The sequence below is a fragment of the Sagittula sp. MA-2 genome, assembly GCF_030126985.1.
Lineage (GTDB): Bacteria > Pseudomonadota > Alphaproteobacteria > Rhodobacterales > Rhodobacteraceae > Sagittula.
The window spans coordinates 17,022-38,965 of sequence record NZ_CP126150.1 but is presented as its reverse complement, the minus strand read 5'-3'; the positions used below and the strand labels follow the sequence as shown (position 1 = coordinate 38,965).

Here is a 21,944-nt window from a genome sequence, read left to right as displayed (position 1 = left end):
AGGGGATCAGAGTCCGGCGGCCTTGGTTAGGTTCACGCGGAACCGGTCGCGCCGGCGCTGGTAGCGGCGGGTCATCTCGGCCGAGGCATGACCAAGCTGTTTTTGAACGTAGCGCTCGTCGACTTCGGCGGAGCTGGCGAGACCGGCGCGCAGCGAATGGCCGGAGAACAGCGCCAGGCGTTCCTTTTCGGGCAGCTCGGATCGGATGCCGGCGTCCAGGACCGTCCGCTTGATCAGGCGCGCAACATGCTTGTCATTCAGTCGCGTTTCAGTGGCGCGGTTGCCATCGCGCGAGGTGCCGACGAAGACTGGGCCGAAGTCGATCTTGGCAAAGTGCAGCCATTGCTCCAGCGCATGCACGGGGCAGCTCTGCTCCTTGGAGCCGCGGCCGATTTCAACCTCGCGCCAGCCCGTCTTGGCATCGAGCGTGAGAAGGACACCCTTCTCCATAATCTCTATCCAGCCGCCGGAGTCGGGCGTGTCGTTCTTGTGCGCGTCGAGACTGACGATTTCCGAGCGGCGCAAGCCTCCGGCGTATCCAAGGAGAAGGATTGCCCGATCCCGCAGCCCGCGCAGGTCGAAAGGAAGGGTGGCGACCATCGCCACGATGTCCTCAGCCAGGATCGCTTCCTTCTGCACCGGCGGACGCGCATGCTTGCGTTTGATCCCCGCCAGGACCGTGGCAATGTGCCGGTTTTTCCGATCAAGGGTGAACCCCCGCTGCGCGTAGTTCCAGGCGAGGCCTGAGAGGCGCCGGTTGATTGTGCTGACAGATAGGGGAGGGGAGGGGCCCAACCCGGAGGCCAGGTCCGCGAGGTAGAGCCCGATCATTTCAGGGGAGGGGGGCAATGGCTCGGTGCCTTTCATCCGGCACCAGCGCGCGAAATGCGCCCAGTCCTTTGCATAAGCCTTCAGCGTGTTGTCCGACGCGGCCGCGCGCGCGTAGTCACGCGCGGTGTCGACCAGTCGATCGAGCTTGCCGGACCCCGCGACATGGGAGGGCAGGGCGATACTGTCGCTTTCCTCTTGATCTCTCCCGTCGAGGGGAACATCATTTGTCGCATCAGTGGGCGCTGACGTCGATTTCTCGGTCTCTGAGGGCATTTTCCATTGAATCCGGTGATGAAATTGAACTGCTTCCCAGCATATCTTTTCATGTCCGATAATGCAAACTTATCGGACATAGTTGCGTCTGACAAGATGCGGCGGTTTAAGCGCTATTCTGTGGCAAAAAGCGCCGTACTGAGATAGGCTTCGGGCATGACATTTGCGCCGCCGAACCACTCCAGGACCTTGGACCCCCAGCCCGGGATGCCGGCCTGGATCCGCGGCGCGCGGTCTGACTCCCTTGAAGATGTTGCGTTTTCGTCGGGTGCGGCGTTGAGCCAGCTGCACCTTGTGTTGGGTTGTGAGGACGTGCCGCAGGCCCTGCTGCGGGACCGACTGGCGCTGCGCGCGGCGGAGGCCTGTGTCGCGTTTTCCGGGCGTCCGGAGCGGGCAGCGGAGCTGCGCGATGCGGTGCATCTGCTGCGTCCGGGCGACCTGCCGGGACCGGCGGGGGAAATGTACCTCGCCTGGCGGCGCGCGGTGGAACGGCCGGTGTCGGTCAAGGCGCTTGCCCGGGCGCTGCCGCATGTCGAGGCAAGCCTGATTGCCAGCTGGCTTGACGCAGGACGGGGACCGCCGGTGACCCGCGTGGCGATGGTTTTGGAAGCGGTATGGGCGGAGGCGCCGCGCGCCGATGTGCCCGCGTTGGTTCTTGCCGATGCAGCCCTCGCCCAGGCGCTTGGCTGGACGCATGTGGTCCCGCTGGTGGCCGCGGGCCTGACGCGCGCCGATCTGCGGAAGCGGGGCGAGGAGCTGCGGATGGCCTGCCATCGGGCGCTTCTTGCCTCGGCGGCCGAGGCCCTGCGCCTCTCCGCCGACCTTTCCCGCCGGGTGGCGCATCTGAAGGCGGTCGCGCCCCGGCTACGGGCCAGGGGGGCAGGGGAGGCGGTGGAGATGTTCCTGATCCGCGACGCTGTTGCGCCCGCAGCGCTACCCCTGCCGGACCGTGCCGCGCGACGGCTCTGCGACCGGCTGGTCGAGCTTGGCGCGGTGCGGGAGCTGACGGGCCGGGACACCTTCCGGCTCTACGGGGTATGAGCATGGCCAGCAGTTCGCATCAGAATGCCATTGGTCCGAATGAGGATGCGGACGGGAAGCGGTCTTGCGGGGCGGCCATGCGATCCCGAAAGGTCTCGTGATGGCCAGGGATCGACGCGAGCCCGAGCTTGACCGCGAGCTGGCGGACCTGCCGCCGGAGCTGCGCTGGCGGGAATGGATGCGCCGGATCGAGGCGGTGCTCTTTGCCTCTGCCTCGCCGGTGCCGCGCGAGGATCTGGCGCGGGTCGTGGGGCAGGGGGTGTCGGTGGACCTGCTGGTCGGGGACCTGTCAGCCGAGCTGGAGGGCCGGGCGGTCCAGCTTGCCCAGGTCGCCGGCGGCTGGATGTTTCGGACGCGCGCCGCCTATGCGCCAGCGATCCGCGTGGCGGCGGATGTCGGCGACCAGTTGCTGGATTTGAGTGAATTCGACGTCGCGGTCCTGGCCGCCATCGCCTACCACCAGCCGGTCACCCGCGACGGGCTGAAGGATATCTTCGGTAAGGAGATCAGCCGCGACCTGATCGGGCGCCTGCATGCACGCGACCTGATCGGGACCGGGCCAAGGGCGCCTCAGCGTGGCGCGCCCTATACCTTCGTGACGACCAATCAGTTCTTGGTCGCGTTCGATCGGGAGACGTTGCAAGACCTGCCGGATCGGGAGCAGCTGGTGGATGCAGGCATTGATGGTTAATAGGCACACTTCAACGCCTCGCCCAAAGCTGTTGGATACTTGGATGAGACGCGGAGGCGTGGACAACACATTTGAAACCGTGCGACACGTTCATTGAAGACCCATGATTTTATGTGGTAAGCTCATTAAATCATGGGTGTATGGCGCTGTGACTTACGATGACTTCATCGTTGAACTGAACAAGGCAGGACTGACGGTCCGGCGTTTTGCGGATCTTATGGGGATGCAACCGAATTCGATTTCCAACTACAAGAAGAAGGGTGAAGTTCCGGATCATCTTGCGGTCATTGCCGGCCTCGCTGCCGAGATGTCGGCCCATGAGATCGACTTCGAGCCAGTCTTTCATCGCCTCGAACCCAGCAGAAAGAAGCCGCGAGGGGCATCAAAACCCGGAAAGTTTGCGGGAGATCCGCAAGGCGTTCTGGAGTTGGGGAAGTGAGCCGAAACACGCCTCAGGGATGGGGTTTGTTCGCTTTACGTTCTACCCCCGCGCGGTCGCTGCTATGTCTCTTCGAGAGAAGGAGGGCGGGACATGTCTGATGGCCTAGTGGCATATTGGCAAGAGGCTCTTTCTCTTGATCGTCGATCTGCGCCAGAGTTTTATACGTCAGCCGCCGAAATCAGCCCCGGGCCACATGCGGAAGCAATCCAATTTGCGTTGACCGATCTCGGTCTTGCGGCGGTCTTTTGTATCGAAGGGGTTCCAACGGTCGGCTTTCTCAACCGGCCGGATGTATCTGTCGCACAAATCGATGAGCTCCACCGGATACTCTGGAATCAGGGCCTGATGAGCCTCTTACTTGTCCTCAAGGAGGATGAGCTGGTGGCCTATTCCTTGGTTCAGAGACCGTTTCAACGCGCCGAGGGACGGCAAAACGACCCTCGGATGATCACCACTCTCTCACTCCTTGAAGACGCCATTGCCCTTCGAGAACTGATCGACTCGACTGAGTCGGGGCGTTTTTGGCTCGAGAATGATGAGTACTTTGACCCTGATGACCGCGTTGACAGCGTTTTGCTATCGAACTTGCTCGAAGCTTTTCGTGACATGCGCGGTGACCTCGGGGGAGAGGGCGCGCAGGCGCTACTGATGCAGACGATGTTCATCGCCTATCTCGAGGATCGTAAGATCCTCAAAGAAGCGGTGTTCAAAGACGCATCCGATGGGTCATGTTCCAGTTTGGCAGACATGCTTCTGGCGGATACCCCTGAACACTTTGAGGCCCTGTTCGTTTGGTTGAAAGATGCCTTCAACGGCAACCTCTTCAACGCACCGTGTGCCTTCGAGATGGCAGAGACAACGCCACCAAAGCTGGCTCCACGACACCTTCAAGCGCTCGCGCGCTTTAGGCATGGTCGGGAAGAAATGGCGTCAGGGCAGCTTCGCCTTTGGGGCTATGATTTCAGATATATGTCGATCGGACTTATCAGTGCGGTTTATGACCGGTTCCTGAAGGAAGAAGCTGAGAAGAAAAGCGCTGACGGGGCATTCTATACGCCGATGTTCTTGGCAGACGTCGTGGTAAACCAGCTATGGGACGATCTTACCGACAAACAACGGGCAAGCGGTATCTTCTGTGACCCCGCATGTGGTTCTGGAATTTTCCTTGTCCGGCTGTTCCAGCGCCTCGTCGCGCATCATTGCCGGATCAAGGACAAGCGGCATGCCTCGTGGAATGAGCTAAAGACTATTGCACGCCGGTTACATGGAGGGGATATTAATCCGTCTGCAGTCCGCGTGGCAGCCTTCTCTCTCTACATTGCGTTGCTCGAACAATCCAATCCGCCTGACCTTCCGGCTCTCCTGAAAGCCGGGAAACTCTTGCCCTCCCTCTACGGCGATACACTGCTCCCGGCGTCCGATTTCTTTGCGCTGGAGGATTCGCCAAAATTCGATGCAATTGTCGGAAATCCGCCATGGAAGGGGCGGAGCGGCCAGGTCACCACCGCCCAGAAATGGGCAAAAGCGAACGGGTTTCCTAATCCCGCCAAGGATATTGCTTGGGGCTTCGTTTGGAAGGCCTTGAAGGTGGTCAAACCGGATGGGCTCGTCGCATTTCTGTTGCCGGCGATGGGAGTTCTACACAATACATCCCGAGAGGCTCAGGACGCGAGACGACGGCTGCTAAGTGACGCGCGGGTCAGACGCATCGTGAATTTATCGGACCTTTGTTTCCAGCTATTTGATGGAGCGCAACGACCGACAGCCTTCGTTCTGTATGCCCCCATCAAAGGCGAGCAGGCAGCTTATCGCTTCGAGTATTGGGTGCCGAAAGCCGATCTCAATCTGCGACTCAAACGGGTAATGACATTGTCGCGTGCGGATCGGCTTCGTTTCCGTTCGGATTTGGTCAGTGAAGATCCGACGTTGTTCAAGCGACGGCTCTGGACGCGTGGCCCTGAAGAAACGCTTCTCCAGTATCTTCGTACCATTCCTGCACTGAACAACTTCATCAAGGAATATCAAAGTATCCGTAAGGCCAAAGCCGAAGTCGATCGAACGACAGACTGGGTGATCGGGCAGGGTTTTAAACCGGCCCAAGAAGATCGACTGGACGAATCAGGCTACAGAACCACGACGGCAGGAATCGTCACCCGTTTCCCGTTCTTGAGGGCCGGTGCATTCCGATCGATAGCTCTCCCAAAAGTGGAAACCGATCCTTGGCCCACGTCAACCGTGCACCGCTCGGGGTTTGCGGATGGATTTATTGGTCCGCATATATTGATCCCACAAGGTGTGGAGCGCTCTATTGGCCGTGTTCGTGCTTCATATTGCGAGCAGGACCTCATCTTTCAGCACTCGATCCAAGCAATCGCATTCCCCGAACAAGAAAAGCGAACTGCGAAGGTTTTGACAGCTGTCTTGAATAGCAGTTTGGCGGCTTGGGTCTTCTTCCACGATACAGCCAACCTCGGTGCTGACCGCGCCAAGGTGCATCAGGGTGAATTGCTAAAGCTACCGTTCGATCTTGCGAAGAATATGCCTGATCCGGAAAGAGCTGCTGCCGCAGAGGAAGAAATTATCGAGCTAATCGATCGGGAGATCGCGGAGGCGGATAAGCTGCTTGCTATGGAGTTTGATCCCCGCGGTGAGATTGATCGCCTAGTCTATGAGTACTATGGCCTGGGCGAACATGAAATCGCGCTGATTGAGGACACTTTTCGGTATATAATCCCCGCGATGCAGCCTCGGCGTAGCGCGGGGCTGCAAAAAATCTGGGCCAGTAGCAACTATGAAAATCGCGCCGGGTACGCCGCCGCGATTTGCGAAGCTCTCTCGCCCTGTTTTCGACAACCGATTCAGGCTTCACTCGCCGCGAGATCAGCTGATATCGCGGTTCTGAAATTGTCCATTGTCCCCAGAGTCGATGAATATCGCGAAGAGGTGCTTCCAGAAGTTGGGCAGTTCCTTCAGTCCATTCAAGCCAATCTGCCGATACGCCTGCCGGGCAACGTGCAGGTGGTACCGGATCTTCGCTTCGTGATCGGTAGTGATATGTACTTGGTTAAGCCGATGCAGCTGCGGCATTGGCTGAGGTCAACGGCCTTAGCTGATGCGGAGCAAATAGCTGCAGAATTGACGGCTGCTGTGGCGCGCCAAGATAAGATCGGCGGTGAATATGCTGGCCGGTGATCTAAATGCGTGGCTCCCTCATTTTCGGGGCCTGGAAGAGCGCATCACGGAGGCGGTCGAAACCGCGTGGCCTATCTGCATTGCGCCGCTGCAATCTAGAAAAAATGCGATGACGCATGAAGATCACATCACTGAGCATCTCGTGAAATCTTTGATTCGCACAAAGCTAGTACCAGGGCGCATCATTTATCAATATACATTGCTTGCTGAAGATGGCTGCGGCAACGTATCTGCGCCTAGCAAAATAGACTTCGTTTTGACGATAGGTGACGATGAGGATGTGTATCTGGCCTGCGAATGCAAACGGCTAAACGTCCCCTATAAAACTGGGGTGCGTGCTTTGGTCGGCGAGTATGTCGATGAAGGACTGATGCGCTTCGTGACCGGCCAGTACTCAAATGGCCTGCCTTTGGCGATGATGCTGGGCTACGTTATGAACGCGAAATCGGACGTGGCAAGACGTGGCGTTGGGAGAATTCTAGCAATTCGTTCTGCCACCGTTGGCCTTCAGTCTGAACGGGATGCTCCCATTGTAAGTGGTCGCCCACATCGTTTCCATACAACACATGCCTGTGTCCCGGGCCATGTGATTGAGGTCGCTCACACTTTGTTGGCTTGGCCCTGAAGACCGAGAGCTTGACAGATGAAAGCCCGTTCTTTCGTTGTGGAAGGCCAATTTGCCTGGGCCAAACAACGATTTCGGCCATCTCCAGATACCCTCAAATTCTTCTGGCTATTTCTTCTGTCTTTCCGCTTCGATTCGGCCGATCTTGGAAAGCTCTCAGTTGCTGACCGTGACGAGAACATAGCGTAGTTGCGCAATAGAAAAGCCGCCCGCTGCACAGGCGGCGGGGGGCGTTCACTTCAGAGCAAGAGTTTGCTCAGAGACCGCGCGCGATGCGCTCGATGTCTGCGCGAAGCACGCCGATATCGTTCAGCTCGCGATCCGACAGGCCGTTCAGTTCCTGGCGCGTCACGCGCGCTTCGTTCCAGGCGATCAGACCAGAGAAGAGGTTTGCGAAGATGGCGGGCACACCCTGGCCAGCAACGCTGCGGTTCAGTTCCATCGTCGACATGACATGACCTTTTTCAAAATGCCCGGTTCTGGGGCGCTATTTCCATTGCAAAGGACATATATTGTGCAGCCGCAGAAAAGTAGTTGCTGCGGTGGCAAAGCCGTTATGCATCAGGCGCAACCGGCTTTGTCAGATAAAAACACAGAAACGCAATGACTTGGCGACACGTATTTTCATCAGGATGTGTCTGATTGAGGCGGCTGCGGAACTTTGCAGATGCAGCATGAAGCGGCTGGCGGTGATAAGCGTGCAGTCGCGAGGTCGGTGATCACAATGTCAGCATGCGCCACGGCTTGTTCCGAAAAGCGCTGACTGTGGCCGCAAACTACAACGGGACGGCGCTACAAGCCTGATTTCTGCATGCGCGTTCTATGAGCTTCGGGTTCCGCAACAAGCGAAGAATTGGCCCACGATACCGGCGCAGGAATTCGTGTCGCGCATGGTCTGTGGCCCGGTGGTGAGGCTCTTTCAGGGCTGTTGTGGCGGATTACGAAAGAGAAAAAGCTGGCTTTTAGTTCAGGCGGATCCGGAGGGGTCTGGAACGGGACAGGTCTCGGGTCTGGAGTGACAGATGGCGAGGCTATCAGCATTCCGACGCGTTCTCCGATCCGCGCACGGTTGCCGTGCGCTCCTTCAGACATCGGAGACCACATATGGCCAAATCCACCAAGCCCAAGTTCGACGCGGCGGCATCGATCACTGACGAGCTCAGCGAAATCATCGACCGGGGCGTGCTGCCCTGGCGCAAACCATGGACCGTGGGTGGAAGTTCCCTGCCGCTCCGCCAGAACGGCGCGCCCTATCAGGGTATCAATAATTTCCTCCTGACCCTGCGCACGATGGTGGCGGGGTATAGCTCGCCCTATTGGATGACGCTCAAGCAGGCAAATGAGCTGGACGCGCGGGTCATCAAAGGCGAACGGTCGTCGCTGGTCGTGTATTACGGCACTGCGGAGCGCCGCGGAGCGGACACCGTGTCCGACGAGGACGCCGAGCGCGAAGACGCAAAGGCCATTCCCTTCCTGAAATCCTATCGTGTCTTCAACGCCGACCAGATCGAGGGGTTGGGGGACCATTTCCACCCGGCGCCGCCCGATGCGCAGGATCATCCCGAACGTTCTCCGATCCCGCATATGCAGGCTTTCTTTGAAGCCATCGGTGCAAATGTCAGCTTTGCGGGGCGTGAGGCCTGCTATGTCCCGGCGCTCGACAAGATCTACATGCCCCCGATCGAGCTCTTCGAGGACCCGCGGAATTTCTATGCCGTCTGGGGGCACGAGCTGGGGCATTGGACAAAACCCCGGCACCGGTTGAACCGCAGCTATGGCGATGCGCGCTTCGGGAACACGGCATACGCGCGCGAAGAGGTCGTCGAGCTCTGCACGGTTTTCCTCGGCCAGAAGTTGGGGTTCTCGGCGCATACGCTGGAGCTGAACGCGGCCTATCTTGACAGCTGGCTGCGTGTGCTTCGGTCGGACAAACGGGCGATCTTCAAACACGCCGCGGATGCGCAGCGCGCCTGCGACTATCTCGTCGCGGCATCGGAGGCGGGGCAGGGGGAGCGGGCCGCGTGAGGCAGGAACCCATTGCGACTGAGACCGCCGGGGAAAGTGAAAGGAGGCCTTGGGTCTGGTGGTTACAACCCATCCGGAAAGGAAAGACCCATGAGCCATCCTGAACCTGCCGCCTTCACCCCGCCCGACGCGGTCGCCATCGCCTCGCAAAACGACGCCTTCCGCAAACTTGTCTGCCTCGGGGTGCCACCTGATCGGCCCGTCCAGGGCCGGATGCATGTGACCCGGTCATTGATGGAGGTCGGCGAGGGCTTCATGGCGGAGGCTGTTAAAGCCACCGGGAAGTTTGAGACCTTCGAGCCTGAGAATGACCCCGATGGGTGGCATGATTTCGGGGCAGTTATGATCCGCGGGGAGACCGTGTTCTGGAAACTCGATCTCTACGAAGCGGATTCAGACTTCCGCTATGGCGCAGAGGATCCCGGCAACCCCGAGACCACCACGCGTGTCCTGACCATCATGATGGCGCACGACTGGTAGGGGTGCGCCGCGCCTCCTTCACCTACACCGAAAGGCCCGCTGACCCTCCAAAAGGGAAAGTGGGCCTTTTGTCCTTTTGGTTCCCGGACCCGGGGATCGGTCAGGCCGCCCGGGATGTCCGGGTGGCGCAGAACCCAGAGAAGGACATCTCATGACACAAGCCCTCCAGCCCGTTTCCGTCGCCATCGGCGATCTCGTCGCCCATCCCGCGAATGTGCGGGCTCAGTCCCCTGAGGCCTATGCCTCCGACAACATCGCGCATCTGAAGGCCAGCATCGCGGTGCTGGGCCTTCTCCAGCCGCTGCTCGTCCAGAAGATTGACGGTAAGTTCGGCGTCCTCGCAGGCGGCAGGCGCCATGCGGCCCTCATGGAGCTGGTCGCGGACAAGGCGGCCAAGGGGTTCACCAATCGCACCAAGATCGACTGTCGCCTGGTCCCGGACGATTGCGACGTAACCACCGCGCTGTCGCTCGCCGAGAACATCACCCAGGCGCCGATGAATGCCATCGACGAGTTCGAGGCCTTCGCGCGGATGATGGAGGTCGACGGCCAGACGCCAGAGACCATCGCGAAGACCTTCGGCACCACGGTCGCAGCAGTCAAAGGTCGGCTGCGCTACGGGCTCATCCATCCGGAGATCCGCGCGGCGGCACGTGCAAAGGCGATCACGCTCGACGTGATGAAAGCCTTCGCGGATCACCCGAGCCAGGAGGTGCAGAAAGAGGTTTTTGAGGCGCTCACCAAGGAGGGCAACTACCTGCAGGCCTATACGGTCCGGAATGCGCTGAAGTCGCGTGGCGTGCAGGTCAGTGACGATATCGGGGCCTTCGTGCGCAAGGACTATGAGGCGCGTGGCGGTGCCATCGCGGCGGACCTGCTAGACGAGCATTCCGTGCTCGAGGATTCTGCGCTGGTGGAGACGATCCTGCTCGAAAAGCTCACCGCCGCGGCCGAAGAGGCGCGCGCGGATATGGGCTTCGCCTGGGCCGATGCGGTCATCCAGTACGATTACGCTGCCATGGCCGAGTTTGGCCGGGTCTATCCGGGGCCGGTCGAGCCTGATGAAAGCGGCCAGCAACGCGTCAATGAGGTCACCGCCGAGCTGGAGAAGCTTGAGCGCGAGATGGAGAACGAGGACCTCGCGGACGAGGCGTATAATGCGCTCTACGAACGGGTGGATGCGCTTGAGGCCGAGGCTCGGGATCTGCAGGAGGCATACAGCGCCGAGGATCTTGCGCGCTCTGGGGTGATCGCCACCTGGGCGCAGGGCAGGATTTCCCTGCATGTCGGGCTGGTGCGTCCCGAAGACCGGCCGGAGAGGTCCGACAAAGTGCCCGGCACCTCTGCGGAAGAGGGCGCGGCGGACAGCGACGAGATCACTTATCCCGCCTCGCTGACCGAGGACCTGAAGACCGAGCGGGCGATGGCGCTTGGCGCTGCCATGACGATGCACCCGGAGGCCACGCTGGATCTCACGCTGTTCAAACTGGTCACCGATGTGCTGGGCCACGGCATAGGCGTCACGCAGGCGATCAAACTCGATGCGCGCCCGGAGTATCGTACCCACGCCAAGATGGAAGAGATCGATGGCAAGTCGCTCGAGCAGATGGCTGCCGCGCATGACGCGCTCGATCTCTCGTGGGCGGATGATGCAAAATCCCCCGCCGATCAGTTCGCTTTGTTCCGCGCGCTCGATGCGCGTGAGAAAGCCAAGCTCGTGGCCTACGCCACGGCGGCGACCACGCAGTCCTGTTTGGCGCGAGACCGTCAGCGCGACAGCCTGATGCATGATTTCGAGATCGAGGTGATGCCGGACATCCGCGCGCACTGGGCGCCGAACGCGGCGCTCTTCAACCGCTTCAAGAAGGCATGGCTCCTCAAAATCCTCGGCGAGGAGTTGGGGCTCGCGCAGGAGGCGGTGACCTTGGCGTCCTCGACCAAGAAAGAGGTCGTGGCCTTCTGCGACAAGCTCTTCGCCGAGCCCTTCGCCACCCTGACGGAGGCGCAGCGGGCCGCGGTTGCGGCCTGGTGCCCGCCGATGATGCAGACCTCCGGCACCGAACTTTTCGAAGCCCCTGGCGCCGAGCCGTCCGAAGGCGAAACCGAGGTCTCTGAGGCGGCCTGACCCTGAAGCCGACCCGCACCGCATTGCCGGTGCGGGTCGCACCTCTGTCAAACTCACAGGTAAATCCAATGGCACTTCTCAGCTTTTCCGCCGCGGACGTCGCGGCCCAAATCGCGCATGCGCGCGGCTGCTCCACCTTCCTGCCGAACTGGAATGGCCCAGTCGGCAACCCCGCCCTGATCCTGATCGTCGGCAATGGTGTCCATCTGCGCTCGAACGGGATTGATGGCTCCACCACGCGGATCGTCACGACGGAACGCGCCGACCCCTCCTATGCTTTCGCCGCAGGCATCAACCCGTTTCGGGATCCCGATTGGATGGCGGCCCGGCAAGCGGCGTTTCGTGATCTGACCGGCCAGTTCTACACCGACATTCTCGACGACGTGCAGATGCTCCTCGATCGCGGACACGACACCATTCGGTTGGCGACCGATGGCCACACGATCCGGGTCTTTGCGCGCCGTGCGGCCGACTACCTGATCGGCGGCACCTATGATGTCCCCTCCGGTCTCGGCGGCACGTTCCGGGTCATCCTCATGGACGCCACCGATACCCAGGCGCTCGTGCAGAACCGCGGCAACTGCGAGGATTTCGACGAGATGCTGCCCTACCGGGTGCCGCTGGACGCGCTGATCGAGGTCGACGACCGGAGGGTGGCATAATGGGCTGGCTCTTCTACACCGACCGCCGTGTGACGACCTACGCGGACGAGAAGGCAGAGATCGCCCGGCTCTGCACCTTCGAGACGGATACCCGCAAGACAGTCCTGCTCAAGGCCTGCAAGGTCGGCTCGACCTGGTATGCCGCGGCCAGGATAACGACGCTCGATGGTGCGCCGGTTGAGGATGCGACCTACTTGCCCGATGCCGACGGGTCGATCACCTTCGGGGCCGTCTTCCTGACGCGCTATGACGATGGATGCTGGGGCTACAAGGACATGGAGGAGGCTTCCGGCCCGGTGGAGTCGCGGGCGCCCGTCAGCCTTCTGGCCCTGCTCTCCGAGTTGAAGGATCCCGACAGCTATGCCCATGCTTGGCGCAAGCGCTGCCGGGACTGGGCAGCGATCCCGGACTACGATGAGGGGGACCGGATACGGCTTGCAGCGCCGGTCACGCTGACCGACGGCAGCACCTGCCAGATCGTAACCGCCACCCATTACCGGCGTGGAGGGCAAAAACGCCGGTGTTACCGCATCGAGGAAACCGGCGGTCTCGTGCGTCTGTCGAAGGCCTCTCTGGCGGGATCGGAACGTCTCAGCTCGGCGCAGGGTGCGGCGAGCCCTGTCCTGGAGGAGTTCTTTTCCCGCCGGGGGTCTGACGATGCACCACCTTGAGGAGAGGCCTTTCAACCTGCCTCTTGCAGAATATTGGGAAATTCTGTATATACTTATTAAGTCTGAGAATGCGTGGAGAGCCAGGATGAAACAGTTCGCAGCGGGGGATTTGACCCGAAATACGGGCGATCTCTTCGAGGCGGCGACCGTAGCCCCGGTCGCCATCACGAAACACCGTAAGCCACGTTTCGTGGTCATGTCGATGGAGCGGTTCCAGGCCCTGACGGCCGGGTATGGGTCGCAGGTGGCACTCGATGTGGCTGATATGCCAGAGGACCTCGGGAGCCTTCTCGATCAGGGAATTGAAGAGCATTTCCGTGACCGCTGACTTTCCTGCGGCGGGGCAAGTCTTCGACTATCATTATCTCTGGAAATGGCAGGCGGATCGAGGAGAGACGGAGGGTCGCAAGAAGCGGCCGTCCTGCGTGGTGATCGTCGTAACCAATCAAGCTGGCCAGCATGTCATGTTCATCGCGCCGATCACCAGCAAAGCTCCGGGCCCGGGGCGGTCGGCGCTGGAGATACCCCAGACCGAGGCCAGGCGTGCGGGCCTTGAGATCGATCTCCGGCTCTGGGTGATCCTGAACGAGTTGAACGCCGATATTCTCGAGGCCTCCTATACGCTCGAAGAGCGGACACCGCGCGGCTCTTTCAGTCCGGCCTTTACCGACGCGATCTTGCGCGAGGTGCAGCGCCTCCGCGCCGCAGGCGGACTGAAGCTGTCGAACCGGTCCTGATCCTCGAGTGCCCGCAATTCGTGTACGCTGCTTGGACGGCATCAAATGGTTCTGCTCTTGTCGTTGGAAGGGTGCTTCTGATCTGTCGGCCTACGCTGAAGCGGTCATTGTCTGCGACCTGTGCAAGCGTCGGCAGCGCGGACAAATCGCTAATTCGCTGCAGTTACTCGAACGACAGCTTAACGGTGAATCTAAATTCGTTCGGCAAAGCGCCTGATGCGTTGCACCAGACGCCTCTTGTTCCTGTCACATCGCGTTACTTGATGGCGAGGATGTCGAAGTTGTGGACGTTAGCGACCACACCGTCGTCCCACCCGCCAGCGACCAACTCCGCTGCCCGTTCGTTCAGCAGCCCGGCGACTTGACCGGCAAAGTGTGCTTCACGGCCAGCATTGTTGGTGAAGATGTCGAAGATTGCGAAAGATGTTTCGTCAATCTGCAGCGCCGCCCAGAACAATGTGCCAGGTTCGGTTTCTCCGACGATGGGACCAGCTGCGGTCAGCAAGGCTGCCAGCTCCGGCCCTTTGCCGGGTGCTGCTTCGAGCGTGATATACGTGGCTGTCGTCGCCGAGTAGAGATCAACCGGTTCCCTCACCGACAGGACATCCGAATTGTTGATATTCGCGACAACACCATCGTCCCAGCCCCCGGCGACCAGCGCGTCGGCATTTTGGTTCAAAGCCGCGGCCACAGCGCCGGAGAAATGCGCATTGCGCGCTTCTTCATCCACGAAGATATCAAAGATCGCGAGCGTATCGTCGTCTTGCAAGGCAAACCAAAGCACGGTGCCTGGTTCGGTGTCCGCGACAATCGGGGCGGCTCCGGCCAGAAATTCGGCGAATGCTTCGGTCTGGCCTTCAGCGGCGGGCATGGCGATGTAGCTGGCAGTGTGATTTTCCATTGGGGTTTCCTGTGCGGCTGCAGATGTCGTGATCAAGGCCAAAGCGGCGAGTGTCTTGAGAATTTGGGCTTTCATAGTCGCCTCCTGATTGAGAAGTTGTTTTGTTTGGATTCGATGCACCCTTTTCTCATGCCGAATGCCTCAGGCACCAATCCCGAACTTCTATTCTTTGATAGACATGTGCTATGGTGAACCTCATGGCGGAAAGTGACGGAGACTGTGGCAGTGGAGATGAACCAGATCAGGTATTTTTTGGCTGTCTGCCAGCATCGCAACTTCACCCATGCCGCTAGCGCCTCAAATGTTTCCCAACCGTCCTTGACGACCGCGATCAAGAAACTTGAACACGAGCTCGGGGGTGATCTGTTTGTCAGGGACCGCGCGGGATGCAGGTTGACGGCACTCGGAAAACTCATGCAGCCAAGGCTACAGAAAGCGCATGACGAAACGCAGGCAGCTAAGGCAGAAGCCGTCCGCCACACGCGACTAGAGCGGGTTCCTATTTCTGTCGGTGTTGGCGAAACGATTGGTCACAACCGGATTTCAGCCGCCGTGGAACGCTTCCGTACACGATTGCCGCAAGCCGAAATAGAGTTGATCGTGGCGTCTGCCTCCAAGCTTCTGTCCGGATTGCGAGAGGGTGAATTTGACGTCGTTGTCACAGCGGCGACGGTCAGTGAAGACCTCTATCGAATAGACCAGCTCTATGACGAGTCCTACAAGGTTGTGGTGTCCAAGTCGCACCCGTTGTCTGGACGAAACGCTATTTCTCTTTCGACACTCGCTGAAACTGACATGCTCGATCGACCCAATTGCGAAATGCGCGATGCGTTGCATCGGGCATGTACAGACCAAGGTCACGAACTCTACGCGGCCTATCGGTCAAATCGCGTGGATTGGTTAGTCGAACTCGCGCGGCAGGGATTAGGCGCGGTGATTTTGCCAACCACGGCAATTCCAGCAGATAGGGGCCTCGTTTCGATACTCATCGACGGCCTTGAAATTTCGCGAACTGTTTCTGCTCTTCGTTATCGGCACCAAACGACGAGACCAGAGACAAATGATCTGATCCGTGAGATTGCGCGTGTGTAGGCGTAGTCTCATTGATGGCCGACATTCGCGCATAGTGCAGTAACTGGTACTTTGGGCTCGAAGTTGTCATTCGCCACGCGCTGCCTGAACGGCCGCTTTGGCCGAATACACCCGCAACGGGGCCTTTTACATATTTGATCTGCCTAGCCTCCGAAGCTTGGGCCTCCTCCCCGCTGCCGAAAGTGGAAAGGCGGCTTTTTGTCCTGTCAGACCCGTAACCTGACTGGAAGGACAGATCCCATGGTCAATCGTAGGCTGAACACCGACCCCGTTATCCCATCACATGCTCGGCTCAGGGAGGTCCTGCCTCTGATCGGCAGCGCACTCGCCGAAGGACCGCTCAGAAGCTCGTCTTTGGCACGGCTCATGCGTGAGACCTTTGGCGGCAGCGATGCCGCGGGCGCCTGGTCCTGGCGCATGGCTTATGACGCGATGCAGGCCGCTGCGGTCATGCAGGTCGTACAGGGGACTGGCCAAGACGCGCTGACCTCTGCCGGACTGCTGGCCTCGCGGCTCCTGACGGAAACGCGGCGCTCTGAGCAGCAGATCCGCCTGCAGCAATTCAGCAGCCCGTTGCCCTATGCCGCGCTAGTTGCACGCGCTGCGTCCATACGGTCTGGTGAGACCTTCCTCGAACCCTCGGCCGGCACCGGCGCGCTGGCCGGTTTTGCCCTGCGCGCGGGCGGTAAGCCGATGCTCAACGAGATCGATCCCTTCCGCCGCGCCCTGCTCGAGGCGGTCTTCGCGGTCGAGGTGACCGGCCATGATGCGGAGCATATCGACGACCTCCTGACCGCATCTGATCTTCCGGGCGTCATCGTGATGAACCCACCCTTCGCCTCCTCGGTCGATCGGTCGCGCGACAGGCATGTCGCGGCAAAGCATCTGATCGCCGCCGCCAAGCGGCTCGCCCCCGGCGGTAGGCTCGTGGCGATCATGCCGACGGGATTTTCACCGGAGCGGGATGCGGCCCATTGGGCGCGGGCCTCGGCCATCGCGAAGCCGCGTCTGGCTCTCACGATCCCCGGCCATGTCTACCGCAAGCTCGGCACCACGGTTGAGACCCAGCTCATGGTTTTCGACAAGGTGCAGGAGGAGGTCGCGTTCGTCCGCGCGGTTGCGGCCGATCTGGAGGCGGCGCAGCACATCGTCGATGATATCGCCGCGACCCGATCTGACGCTCCGCTTCAGTCGCGTGCACAGGTCCGGGCCATGCCGCGTCAGGGCACTACTCCCGCCGTACGCAGCCGACGGGTTGTCGCAAGCTCTACCTTCAAACCCAAAGCCCAGGCAGCCGTCCCGCTGGCCTTCACCGCCCTCGACACCCCCCGCGAAAACACCCCGGTTTCGGACATCTATGCCCGTTACCGTCCTCAGCGGATCGAGATTGCGGGCGCGCAGGAACATCCCACGCCGCTGGTCGAGAGTATCGCAATGGCCTCGGTGGCCCCGCCGGTGCCGTCGAACGCCGCCGCTACTGACCTGCGGCTGCCCGGTCGCCTGATCGAAGAGGGCCATCTCTCCGAGGCCCAGCTCGAAACCATCGTCATGGCGAATGATGCCCACGAACGCGACCTGCCGGGCAGGTTCACGATCGACGAAGACCAGACCCGGATGATGCGCGCCGACGATGACAGGCAAGCCCGGGCTTATCGCCTCGGATACTTCCTGGGCGACGGGACGGGGTGTAGCAAGGGCCGGGAATGCGCCGGGCTCATCCTGGTCAACTGGCTCGCGGGACGGCGCAAGGCGGTCTGGATCTCCAAATCCGCCACGCTCATCGAGGATGCGATCCGTGACTGGACCGATCTTGGTGGCTCGCCCGCGGATATCCAGCCGCTCTCGAAATGGAAGCCCGACCAGCCGATATCCATGGGCGACGGCATCCTCTTCGTCACCTATGCGACGCTGCGCTCGGCGGGCAAATGTGGGACGACGCGCTTCGGCCAGATCCTCGACTGGATGGGCGAGGGGTTCGACGGCGTGCTGGCCTTCGACGAGGCACATGCCATGCAGAACGCCGCCGGGTCTGAGGCGGGCAGGGGCGTCAAACCCTCCCAGCAGGGTCTCGCCGGGCTGCGTTTGCAGTTGGCAGTGCCCCGGGCACGGGTCTTCTACGTCTCGGCGACCGGGGCCACGAGCGTGCACAATCTGGCCTATGCCTCCCGCCTCGGTCTCTGGGGACAGGGACCGGACTATCCTTTCCCGAGCCGCGAGAGCTTTGTCTCCGCGATGGAGGCCGGCGGGGTGGCGGCGATGGAGGTGGTGGCGCGCGACCTCAAGACGCTCGGTTTCTACACGGCTCGGGCGCTCAGCTTCGACGGCGTGGAATATGACGTGCTCGAACATGCGCTCACGCCGTCCCAGATCGAGATCTACGACGCCTATGCCGGTGCCTTCCGGACGTTATGCGCAGCTGCGCATAAGGTCCGTAATCGCGAGGACGCGATAATGCGAAGGTGTCCGGGATTCATTTTTGTTTTCCTTGGCTTCTGGATATCAGCGCGGGCTTTGCTGCGCATTATTTTGATTGCAAACCTCGGCGGCTTTCCAACCGTCTGAGGAGACATTCATGTTGAAATTGCACGACGAGCTGATCGAAGAGCTTGCGAAATCGCTCATGGAGCAGAACTACAATCCGGTGGTCGTGACCAACCATCGGCTCTACGCCCGCCGGTTCCTGGACTACCTGGCTGAGCGTGGCATGCCGGTGACGATGGTGACGCCAGCGCAGGTCGATCAGTATTTCCGCCACGCAGTCCTTTGCTTTCAGGATCGCTACGGTCGTCCGCCCAGCTCACGCTGGCACAGGCTGCCGCAAACAGCGATCGGCAGGTTGCTCCGCCTCGCCCAAGGCACGTGGCCGCCTGAAACAGAAATCGAATCGGGTGCGATGCTCCGGCACGCCATTTGCCATGATTACGGGAACTGGATGCGTGACGAACGCGGTCTGTCAGATGCGACGATCGACGCGCGCTCACGGGAGGCGCGGCGCTTTCTGGATTGGTACTTCTGCCGCAGCGGCGCCGACGATCTCTCGGCAATGGCCGTGCGCGATATCGATCACTACATGGACATGCGCGCCATCGGTCTGCGCCGGATATCGCTCTCGGGTTCTGCCGCATGGCTCCGTTCGCTGCTACGCTATCTCCATCAGTCGGGGCGGGTTCCGACCGATCTGAGCCCACAGGTCATCGGCCCCATGCTCTATGCCTACGAGGATGTTCCCTCGATCCTGAGCCGCAGCCAGATCGATCTGGTTCTGGAGGCCACCGGCAGAGACAGGTCGCCGAGGGGCCTGCGCGACCATGCCATTTTGCTGATGCTTGCCACCTACGGGTTGCGGCAAGGCGAGATCTGCAATCTCCGGCTCGACGACATCGACTGGCGCGCGGATTCGCTGCGGATCCGGCACACCAAAACCAATGCCTGTTCCACCATGCCGCTTCTGACGCCGGTCGGCGATGCGCTGCTTGACTATCTGCGTGCCGGGCGCCCGCAGGTCGAATGCCGGGAAATCTTCATCCGCTCTCTTGCACCCTATACCCGGATGACGAACTTGCACGGCATGGTCAAAAGACGTCTGGCGGCAGCGGGCGTCACCCCGGTGGGAAAACGTGGACCGCATATCTTCCGCCACGCGCGTGCGGTTGAACTGCTGCGGGCGTCGGTTCCGCAAAAGATCATCGGCGACGTGCTCGGGCACCGATCAACCGAGTCCACCAACACCTATCTCAAACTTGCCACCGAAGATTTGCGGGCGGTAGCGCTCGACGTGCCCGGATCGGAGGTGCTGTCATGAGCGCCTGGCACGATCCCGATCGCACCATCATCGACGCCTTTCTGGAGAAGTCGCAGTTCCGGCCGGGAAGCAGACCCACGTATCGCTGGTTCCTTCGCAGCTTCGAAGATGTTGCGCTCCGGCACCCTGCAGTGGATCGCCAGATGATCGAAGACTGGTTGGGCGAAATGGCACCGCGCTGGAAATTGTCGACGCTATTGAACCAGGTCTGCATCGTTGACCGTTTCCTCGACTATCTGGTCCAGAACGAGTTGATCGCCAGCAATCCCGTTGCCGAGCTTCGCAGGCAGCACAACATCAAGCAGAACAAGCCGATCTGGCGTGCCCTTGCATCGTCCAATCCCGACGAGGCCCTCGCGGGACTGTATCGGCCTGCGCCCTACGGCAGCGTTCTGGGCGACTTCATGCGTGACCATGTCGCGCTGATGCGAAACCGGGGCTACCAGTACGAAACGCAAGCTCATTGGTTGCTGCGGTTCGACCGGTTCCTGCAGGCTCATCCGGAACTGGCCGGAGAGCCGCTTGAGACGATGTTGACGCATTGGGCGGCAGCAAAGCCGACCCGCAATCACGCGGCAGAATGCCAGAAGCTGGGGCGCATCCTGACCAAGGCGCGGCAACGGCTCGATCCGAACATCCCGCCGAAACGCTTCAACCCGCGACCGGAGCGGGAGGTGGCGCGGGAGCACCGGCGTCCGCATATCTTCAGCCCGGCTGACATCCGGCTCATGCTCGAAGTTGCCCGATGCTATCCGTCGCCGCATGCCCCGCTGCGGCCGCTAACCCTCTACACGATGATCTTGCTGGCCTATTGCGCCGGGCTGCGACGTAGTGAGATTGCGTGGCTCGATCTGGGCGACGCCGACCTTCGATCCGGCACGATCACGATCCGGGAAACGAAGTTCTACAAGACCAGGATCTTGCCGTTATCGGGCAGCGTCATGGTTGAACTGCGCGCCTATCTCGATGCGCGGCGGCGCGCTGGTGCCCCACAGGACCCGCAGTCGGGGCTGTTCTGGCAGGATCACTTCAAGGATCGTTACGCCCCGGTGGTGGTCACAACGATGATCACCAACGTCATGCGCCGCGGCGGGTTCAAACCGCTTTCCGGACGGACAGGGCCGCGTGTGCATGACCTGCGGCACTCGATGGTCGTAAACCGGATCCTCCAATGGTACCAAGCCGGCATCAACCCGCAGGACCGGCTGCACTTCCTCTCGACCTATCTGGGTCACCGGGACATCAACTCGACGCTGGTCTACATCACCGTCACGCAGGATCTGCTGCAGGAAGCCAGCGAGCGGTTCCGCGTCGTCGGTGCCCCCTGCCTCAACGGGGAGGCGCTGTGATGAAAGCCGCAAATCCCTTCCCCGAACTATTGCGGGCCTTCTTCCAGGAATGGCTGGCGGAACAGCGCAGCGCCTCGATCCACACCATCAAGTCCTATCGGGACACCTGGCGGCTGTTGCTTCGGTTCGTCGCGGAGCGAAACGACCGTGGTGTCGCAAGGATCACCCTGGCCGACGTCTCCGCCGGCGAGGTCCGCGCGTTCCTCAATCATGCTGAACATGGTCGCAAGGGCACGATCGGCACGCGCAACTGCCGGCTTGCCGCCATCCGCAGCTTCTTCAGCTTCGTGGCGGACAAGGATCCCGAATATGTCGCCCAATGTGCAGAGGTCCTCGCGATCCCGCTCAAGCGCAAACCCACCGCCGCACCCTGCTATCTTGAGCCAGCGGAGGTCGAGGCCATTCTCGCGCAACCCGACCGGTCGACCATCGAAGGGATGCGAGACCATGTGCTGCTGTCACTGCTCTATAATAGCGGTGCGCGTATCCAGGAGGCGCTCGATCTCTGTCCCAAGGCGATCCGGTTCGAAGCACCGTATTGCGTGCGTCTTTACGGAAAAGGTCGAAAAGAACGCATCTGCCCGCTTTGGCCGGAAACGGTGGCGTTGCTGAAAAAGCTGCTGGAGCGGCAGCCGCGCGCACCGGATGAGCGCATCTTCGTCAATCGTTACGGCGAACCCCTGGGGGCATCGGGCGTGCGGTACAAGCTGGCGAGTTACGTCGCAGCGGCGGCGAATGCGACACCCACGCTTCGCTCGAAGCATGTGACGCCGCACAGTTTCCGGCACGCGACGGCCGTCCACCTCGTCGCGGCGGGCGTCGACATCACCGTCATCCGAAGCTGGCTGGGGCATGTCAGCTTGGACACCACCAACCACTATGCCCAGGCCAACCTCGAAACCAAGCGAAAGGCGCTCGAACAGGTTGGCGTTCCAGCAGCAGGAAATCGACCCGCGCGATGGAAACGTGACGCGGACCTGCTCGACTGGCTCGACACCCTCTGAC

The 21,944-nt window shown here is 60.8% G+C and carries 20 protein-coding genes; 17 read left to right on the top strand and 3 right to left on the bottom strand.

The window, feature by feature from the left end; genetic code table 11:
- Positions 1-6: 6 nt before the first annotated feature.
- On the bottom strand, positions 7-1,104 hold the full coding sequence (locus QNI11_RS25785) for a tyrosine-type recombinase/integrase (RefSeq protein WP_283984027.1): 1,098 nt from the start codon (positions 1,102-1,104) through the stop codon (positions 7-9).
- A gap of 156 nt (positions 1,105-1,260) precedes the next feature.
- On the opposite strand from QNI11_RS25785, the gene QNI11_RS25780 reads away from it, so the two are divergent.
- The 5 genes from QNI11_RS25780 to QNI11_RS25760 all read left to right on the top strand — a co-directional run bounded on the left by QNI11_RS25780 (position 1,261) and on the right by QNI11_RS25760 (position 7,095).
- A complete protein-coding gene (locus tag QNI11_RS25780; RefSeq protein WP_283984026.1) occupies positions 1,261-2,145 on the top strand; it encodes a DUF1403 family protein in 885 nt (294 codons plus the stop codon).
- A 100-nt stretch (positions 2,146-2,245) separates the two neighbouring features.
- Positions 2,246-2,836: an SMC-Scp complex subunit ScpB gene (locus tag QNI11_RS25775; protein WP_283984025.1), complete on the top strand. Its 591-nt coding sequence runs from the start codon at positions 2,246-2,248 to the stop codon at positions 2,834-2,836.
- Positions 2,837-2,984: 148 nt separating this feature from the next.
- A complete protein-coding gene (locus QNI11_RS25770; RefSeq protein ID WP_283984024.1) occupies positions 2,985-3,275 on the top strand; it encodes a hypothetical protein in 291 nt (96 codons plus the stop codon).
- 93 nt (positions 3,276-3,368) lie between these two features.
- Entirely contained in the window at positions 3,369-6,470 is a 3,102-nt protein-coding gene (locus QNI11_RS25765) for a class I SAM-dependent DNA methyltransferase (protein ID WP_283984023.1), read from the top strand.
- Positions 6,451-7,095 carry a hypothetical protein gene (locus tag QNI11_RS25760; protein ID WP_283984022.1) on the top strand — a complete coding sequence of 215 codons (645 nt, stop codon included), beginning with the start codon at positions 6,451-6,453 and terminating at the stop codon, positions 7,093-7,095. Before QNI11_RS25765 ends, QNI11_RS25760 begins: the two co-directional genes overlap by 20 nt.
- Positions 7,096-7,351: 256 nt before the next feature.
- Here the strand turns inward: QNI11_RS25760 and QNI11_RS25755 are convergent, their stop codons facing one another.
- The gene (locus QNI11_RS25755) at positions 7,352-7,546 is read right to left on the bottom strand and encodes a DUF1127 domain-containing protein (RefSeq protein WP_283984021.1); all 195 of its coding nucleotides are present in this window, start codon (positions 7,544-7,546) and stop codon (positions 7,352-7,354) included.
- A gap of 653 nt (positions 7,547-8,199) precedes the next feature.
- On the opposite strand from QNI11_RS25755, the gene QNI11_RS25750 reads away from it, so the two are divergent.
- From QNI11_RS25750 to QNI11_RS25720, 7 genes are all read left to right on the top strand, one after another.
- A complete protein-coding gene (locus tag QNI11_RS25750; protein ID WP_283984020.1) occupies positions 8,200-9,120 on the top strand; it encodes an ArdC family protein in 921 nt (306 codons plus the stop codon).
- 90 nt (positions 9,121-9,210) lie between these two features.
- Positions 9,211-9,600, top strand: coding sequence for a DUF3768 domain-containing protein (locus QNI11_RS25745; protein WP_283984019.1), 390 nt, complete (start codon positions 9,211-9,213; stop codon positions 9,598-9,600).
- 151 nt (positions 9,601-9,751) lie between these two features.
- Positions 9,752-11,725, top strand: coding sequence for a ParB/RepB/Spo0J family partition protein (locus tag QNI11_RS25740; protein WP_283984018.1), 1,974 nt, complete (start codon positions 9,752-9,754; stop codon positions 11,723-11,725).
- A 68-nt stretch (positions 11,726-11,793) separates the two neighbouring features.
- Positions 11,794-12,387 carry a regulator gene (locus QNI11_RS25735; protein ID WP_088626531.1) on the top strand — a complete coding sequence of 198 codons (594 nt, stop codon included), beginning with the start codon at positions 11,794-11,796 and terminating at the stop codon, positions 12,385-12,387.
- Positions 12,387-13,058 (top strand): hypothetical protein, encoded by a 672-nt coding sequence (locus tag QNI11_RS25730; RefSeq protein ID WP_088626530.1) that lies wholly within the window; start codon positions 12,387-12,389, stop codon positions 13,056-13,058. Before QNI11_RS25735 ends, QNI11_RS25730 begins: the two co-directional genes overlap by 1 nt.
- Positions 13,059-13,143: 85 nt before the next feature.
- The gene (locus QNI11_RS25725) at positions 13,144-13,386 is read left to right on the top strand and encodes a type II toxin-antitoxin system Phd/YefM family antitoxin (protein ID WP_088626535.1); all 243 of its coding nucleotides are present in this window, start codon (positions 13,144-13,146) and stop codon (positions 13,384-13,386) included.
- Complete coding sequence (locus QNI11_RS25720) at positions 13,376-13,795, top strand: hypothetical protein (RefSeq protein WP_088626529.1); 420 nt, start codon at positions 13,376-13,378, stop codon at positions 13,793-13,795. The genes QNI11_RS25725 and QNI11_RS25720 overlap by 11 nt, the downstream gene beginning before the upstream one ends.
- Positions 13,796-14,051: 256 nt before the next feature.
- Here QNI11_RS25720 and QNI11_RS25715 read toward each other — a convergent pair whose 3' ends face one another.
- The gene (locus tag QNI11_RS25715) at positions 14,052-14,771 is read right to left on the bottom strand and encodes a putative quinol monooxygenase (RefSeq protein WP_047998196.1); all 720 of its coding nucleotides are present in this window, start codon (positions 14,769-14,771) and stop codon (positions 14,052-14,054) included.
- Positions 14,772-14,927: 156 nt separating this feature from the next.
- Here QNI11_RS25715 and QNI11_RS25710 point away from each other — a divergent pair, with 156 nt between their 5' ends.
- From QNI11_RS25710 to QNI11_RS25690, 5 genes are all read left to right on the top strand, one after another.
- A complete protein-coding gene (locus tag QNI11_RS25710) occupies positions 14,928-15,788 on the top strand; it encodes a LysR family transcriptional regulator (RefSeq protein ID WP_217899066.1) in 861 nt (286 codons plus the stop codon).
- A 366-nt stretch (positions 15,789-16,154) separates the two neighbouring features.
- Positions 16,155-18,350, top strand: coding sequence for a strawberry notch-like NTP hydrolase domain-containing protein (locus tag QNI11_RS25705; protein ID WP_283984017.1), 2,196 nt, complete (start codon positions 16,155-16,157; stop codon positions 18,348-18,350).
- Positions 18,351-18,360: 10 nt separating this feature from the next.
- Positions 18,361-19,590 carry a site-specific integrase gene (locus QNI11_RS25700; protein ID WP_088626526.1) on the top strand — a complete coding sequence of 410 codons (1,230 nt, stop codon included), beginning with the start codon at positions 18,361-18,363 and terminating at the stop codon, positions 19,588-19,590.
- Complete coding sequence (locus QNI11_RS25695; RefSeq protein ID WP_100931402.1) at positions 19,587-20,939, top strand: tyrosine-type recombinase/integrase; 1,353 nt, start codon at positions 19,587-19,589, stop codon at positions 20,937-20,939. Before QNI11_RS25700 ends, QNI11_RS25695 begins: the two co-directional genes overlap by 4 nt.
- Positions 20,939-21,943 carry a tyrosine-type recombinase/integrase gene (locus QNI11_RS25690; RefSeq protein WP_088626524.1) on the top strand — a complete coding sequence of 335 codons (1,005 nt, stop codon included), beginning with the start codon at positions 20,939-20,941 and terminating at the stop codon, positions 21,941-21,943. The genes QNI11_RS25695 and QNI11_RS25690 overlap by 1 nt, the downstream gene beginning before the upstream one ends.
- Position 21,944: the final 1 nt, after the last annotated feature.

Bases quoted from the DNA above. Each gene is read 5' to 3' on its own strand.
- QNI11_RS25785 (WP_283984027.1), bottom strand. From the start codon at position 1,104: ATGCCCTCAGAGACCGAGAAATCGACGTCAGCGCCCACTGATGCGACA.
- QNI11_RS25780 (WP_283984026.1), top strand. From the start codon at position 1,261: ATGACATTTGCGCCGCCGAACCACTCCAGGACCTTGGACCCCCAGCCC.
- QNI11_RS25775 (WP_283984025.1), top strand. From the start codon at position 2,246: ATGGCCAGGGATCGACGCGAGCCCGAGCTTGACCGCGAGCTGGCGGAC.
- QNI11_RS25765 (WP_283984023.1), top strand. From the start codon at position 3,369: ATGTCTGATGGCCTAGTGGCATATTGGCAAGAGGCTCTTTCTCTTGAT.
- QNI11_RS25755 (WP_283984021.1), bottom strand. From the start codon at position 7,546: ATGTCGACGATGGAACTGAACCGCAGCGTTGCTGGCCAGGGTGTGCCC.
- QNI11_RS25750 (WP_283984020.1), top strand. From the start codon at position 8,200: ATGGCCAAATCCACCAAGCCCAAGTTCGACGCGGCGGCATCGATCACT.
- QNI11_RS25745 (WP_283984019.1), top strand. From the start codon at position 9,211: ATGAGCCATCCTGAACCTGCCGCCTTCACCCCGCCCGACGCGGTCGCC.
- QNI11_RS25740 (WP_283984018.1), top strand. From the start codon at position 9,752: ATGACACAAGCCCTCCAGCCCGTTTCCGTCGCCATCGGCGATCTCGTC.
- QNI11_RS25735 (WP_088626531.1), top strand. From the start codon at position 11,794: ATGGCACTTCTCAGCTTTTCCGCCGCGGACGTCGCGGCCCAAATCGCG.
- QNI11_RS25730 (WP_088626530.1), top strand. From the start codon at position 12,387: ATGGGCTGGCTCTTCTACACCGACCGCCGTGTGACGACCTACGCGGAC.
- QNI11_RS25725 (WP_088626535.1), top strand. From the start codon at position 13,144: ATGAAACAGTTCGCAGCGGGGGATTTGACCCGAAATACGGGCGATCTC.
- QNI11_RS25715 (WP_047998196.1), bottom strand. From the start codon at position 14,771: ATGAAAGCCCAAATTCTCAAGACACTCGCCGCTTTGGCCTTGATCACG.
- QNI11_RS25710 (WP_217899066.1), top strand. From the start codon at position 14,928: ATGAACCAGATCAGGTATTTTTTGGCTGTCTGCCAGCATCGCAACTTC.
- QNI11_RS25705 (WP_283984017.1), top strand. From the start codon at position 16,155: ATGCGTGAGACCTTTGGCGGCAGCGATGCCGCGGGCGCCTGGTCCTGG.
- QNI11_RS25700 (WP_088626526.1), top strand. From the start codon at position 18,361: ATGTTGAAATTGCACGACGAGCTGATCGAAGAGCTTGCGAAATCGCTC.
- QNI11_RS25695 (WP_100931402.1), top strand. From the start codon at position 19,587: ATGAGCGCCTGGCACGATCCCGATCGCACCATCATCGACGCCTTTCTG.
- QNI11_RS25690 (WP_088626524.1), top strand. From the start codon at position 20,939: ATGAAAGCCGCAAATCCCTTCCCCGAACTATTGCGGGCCTTCTTCCAG.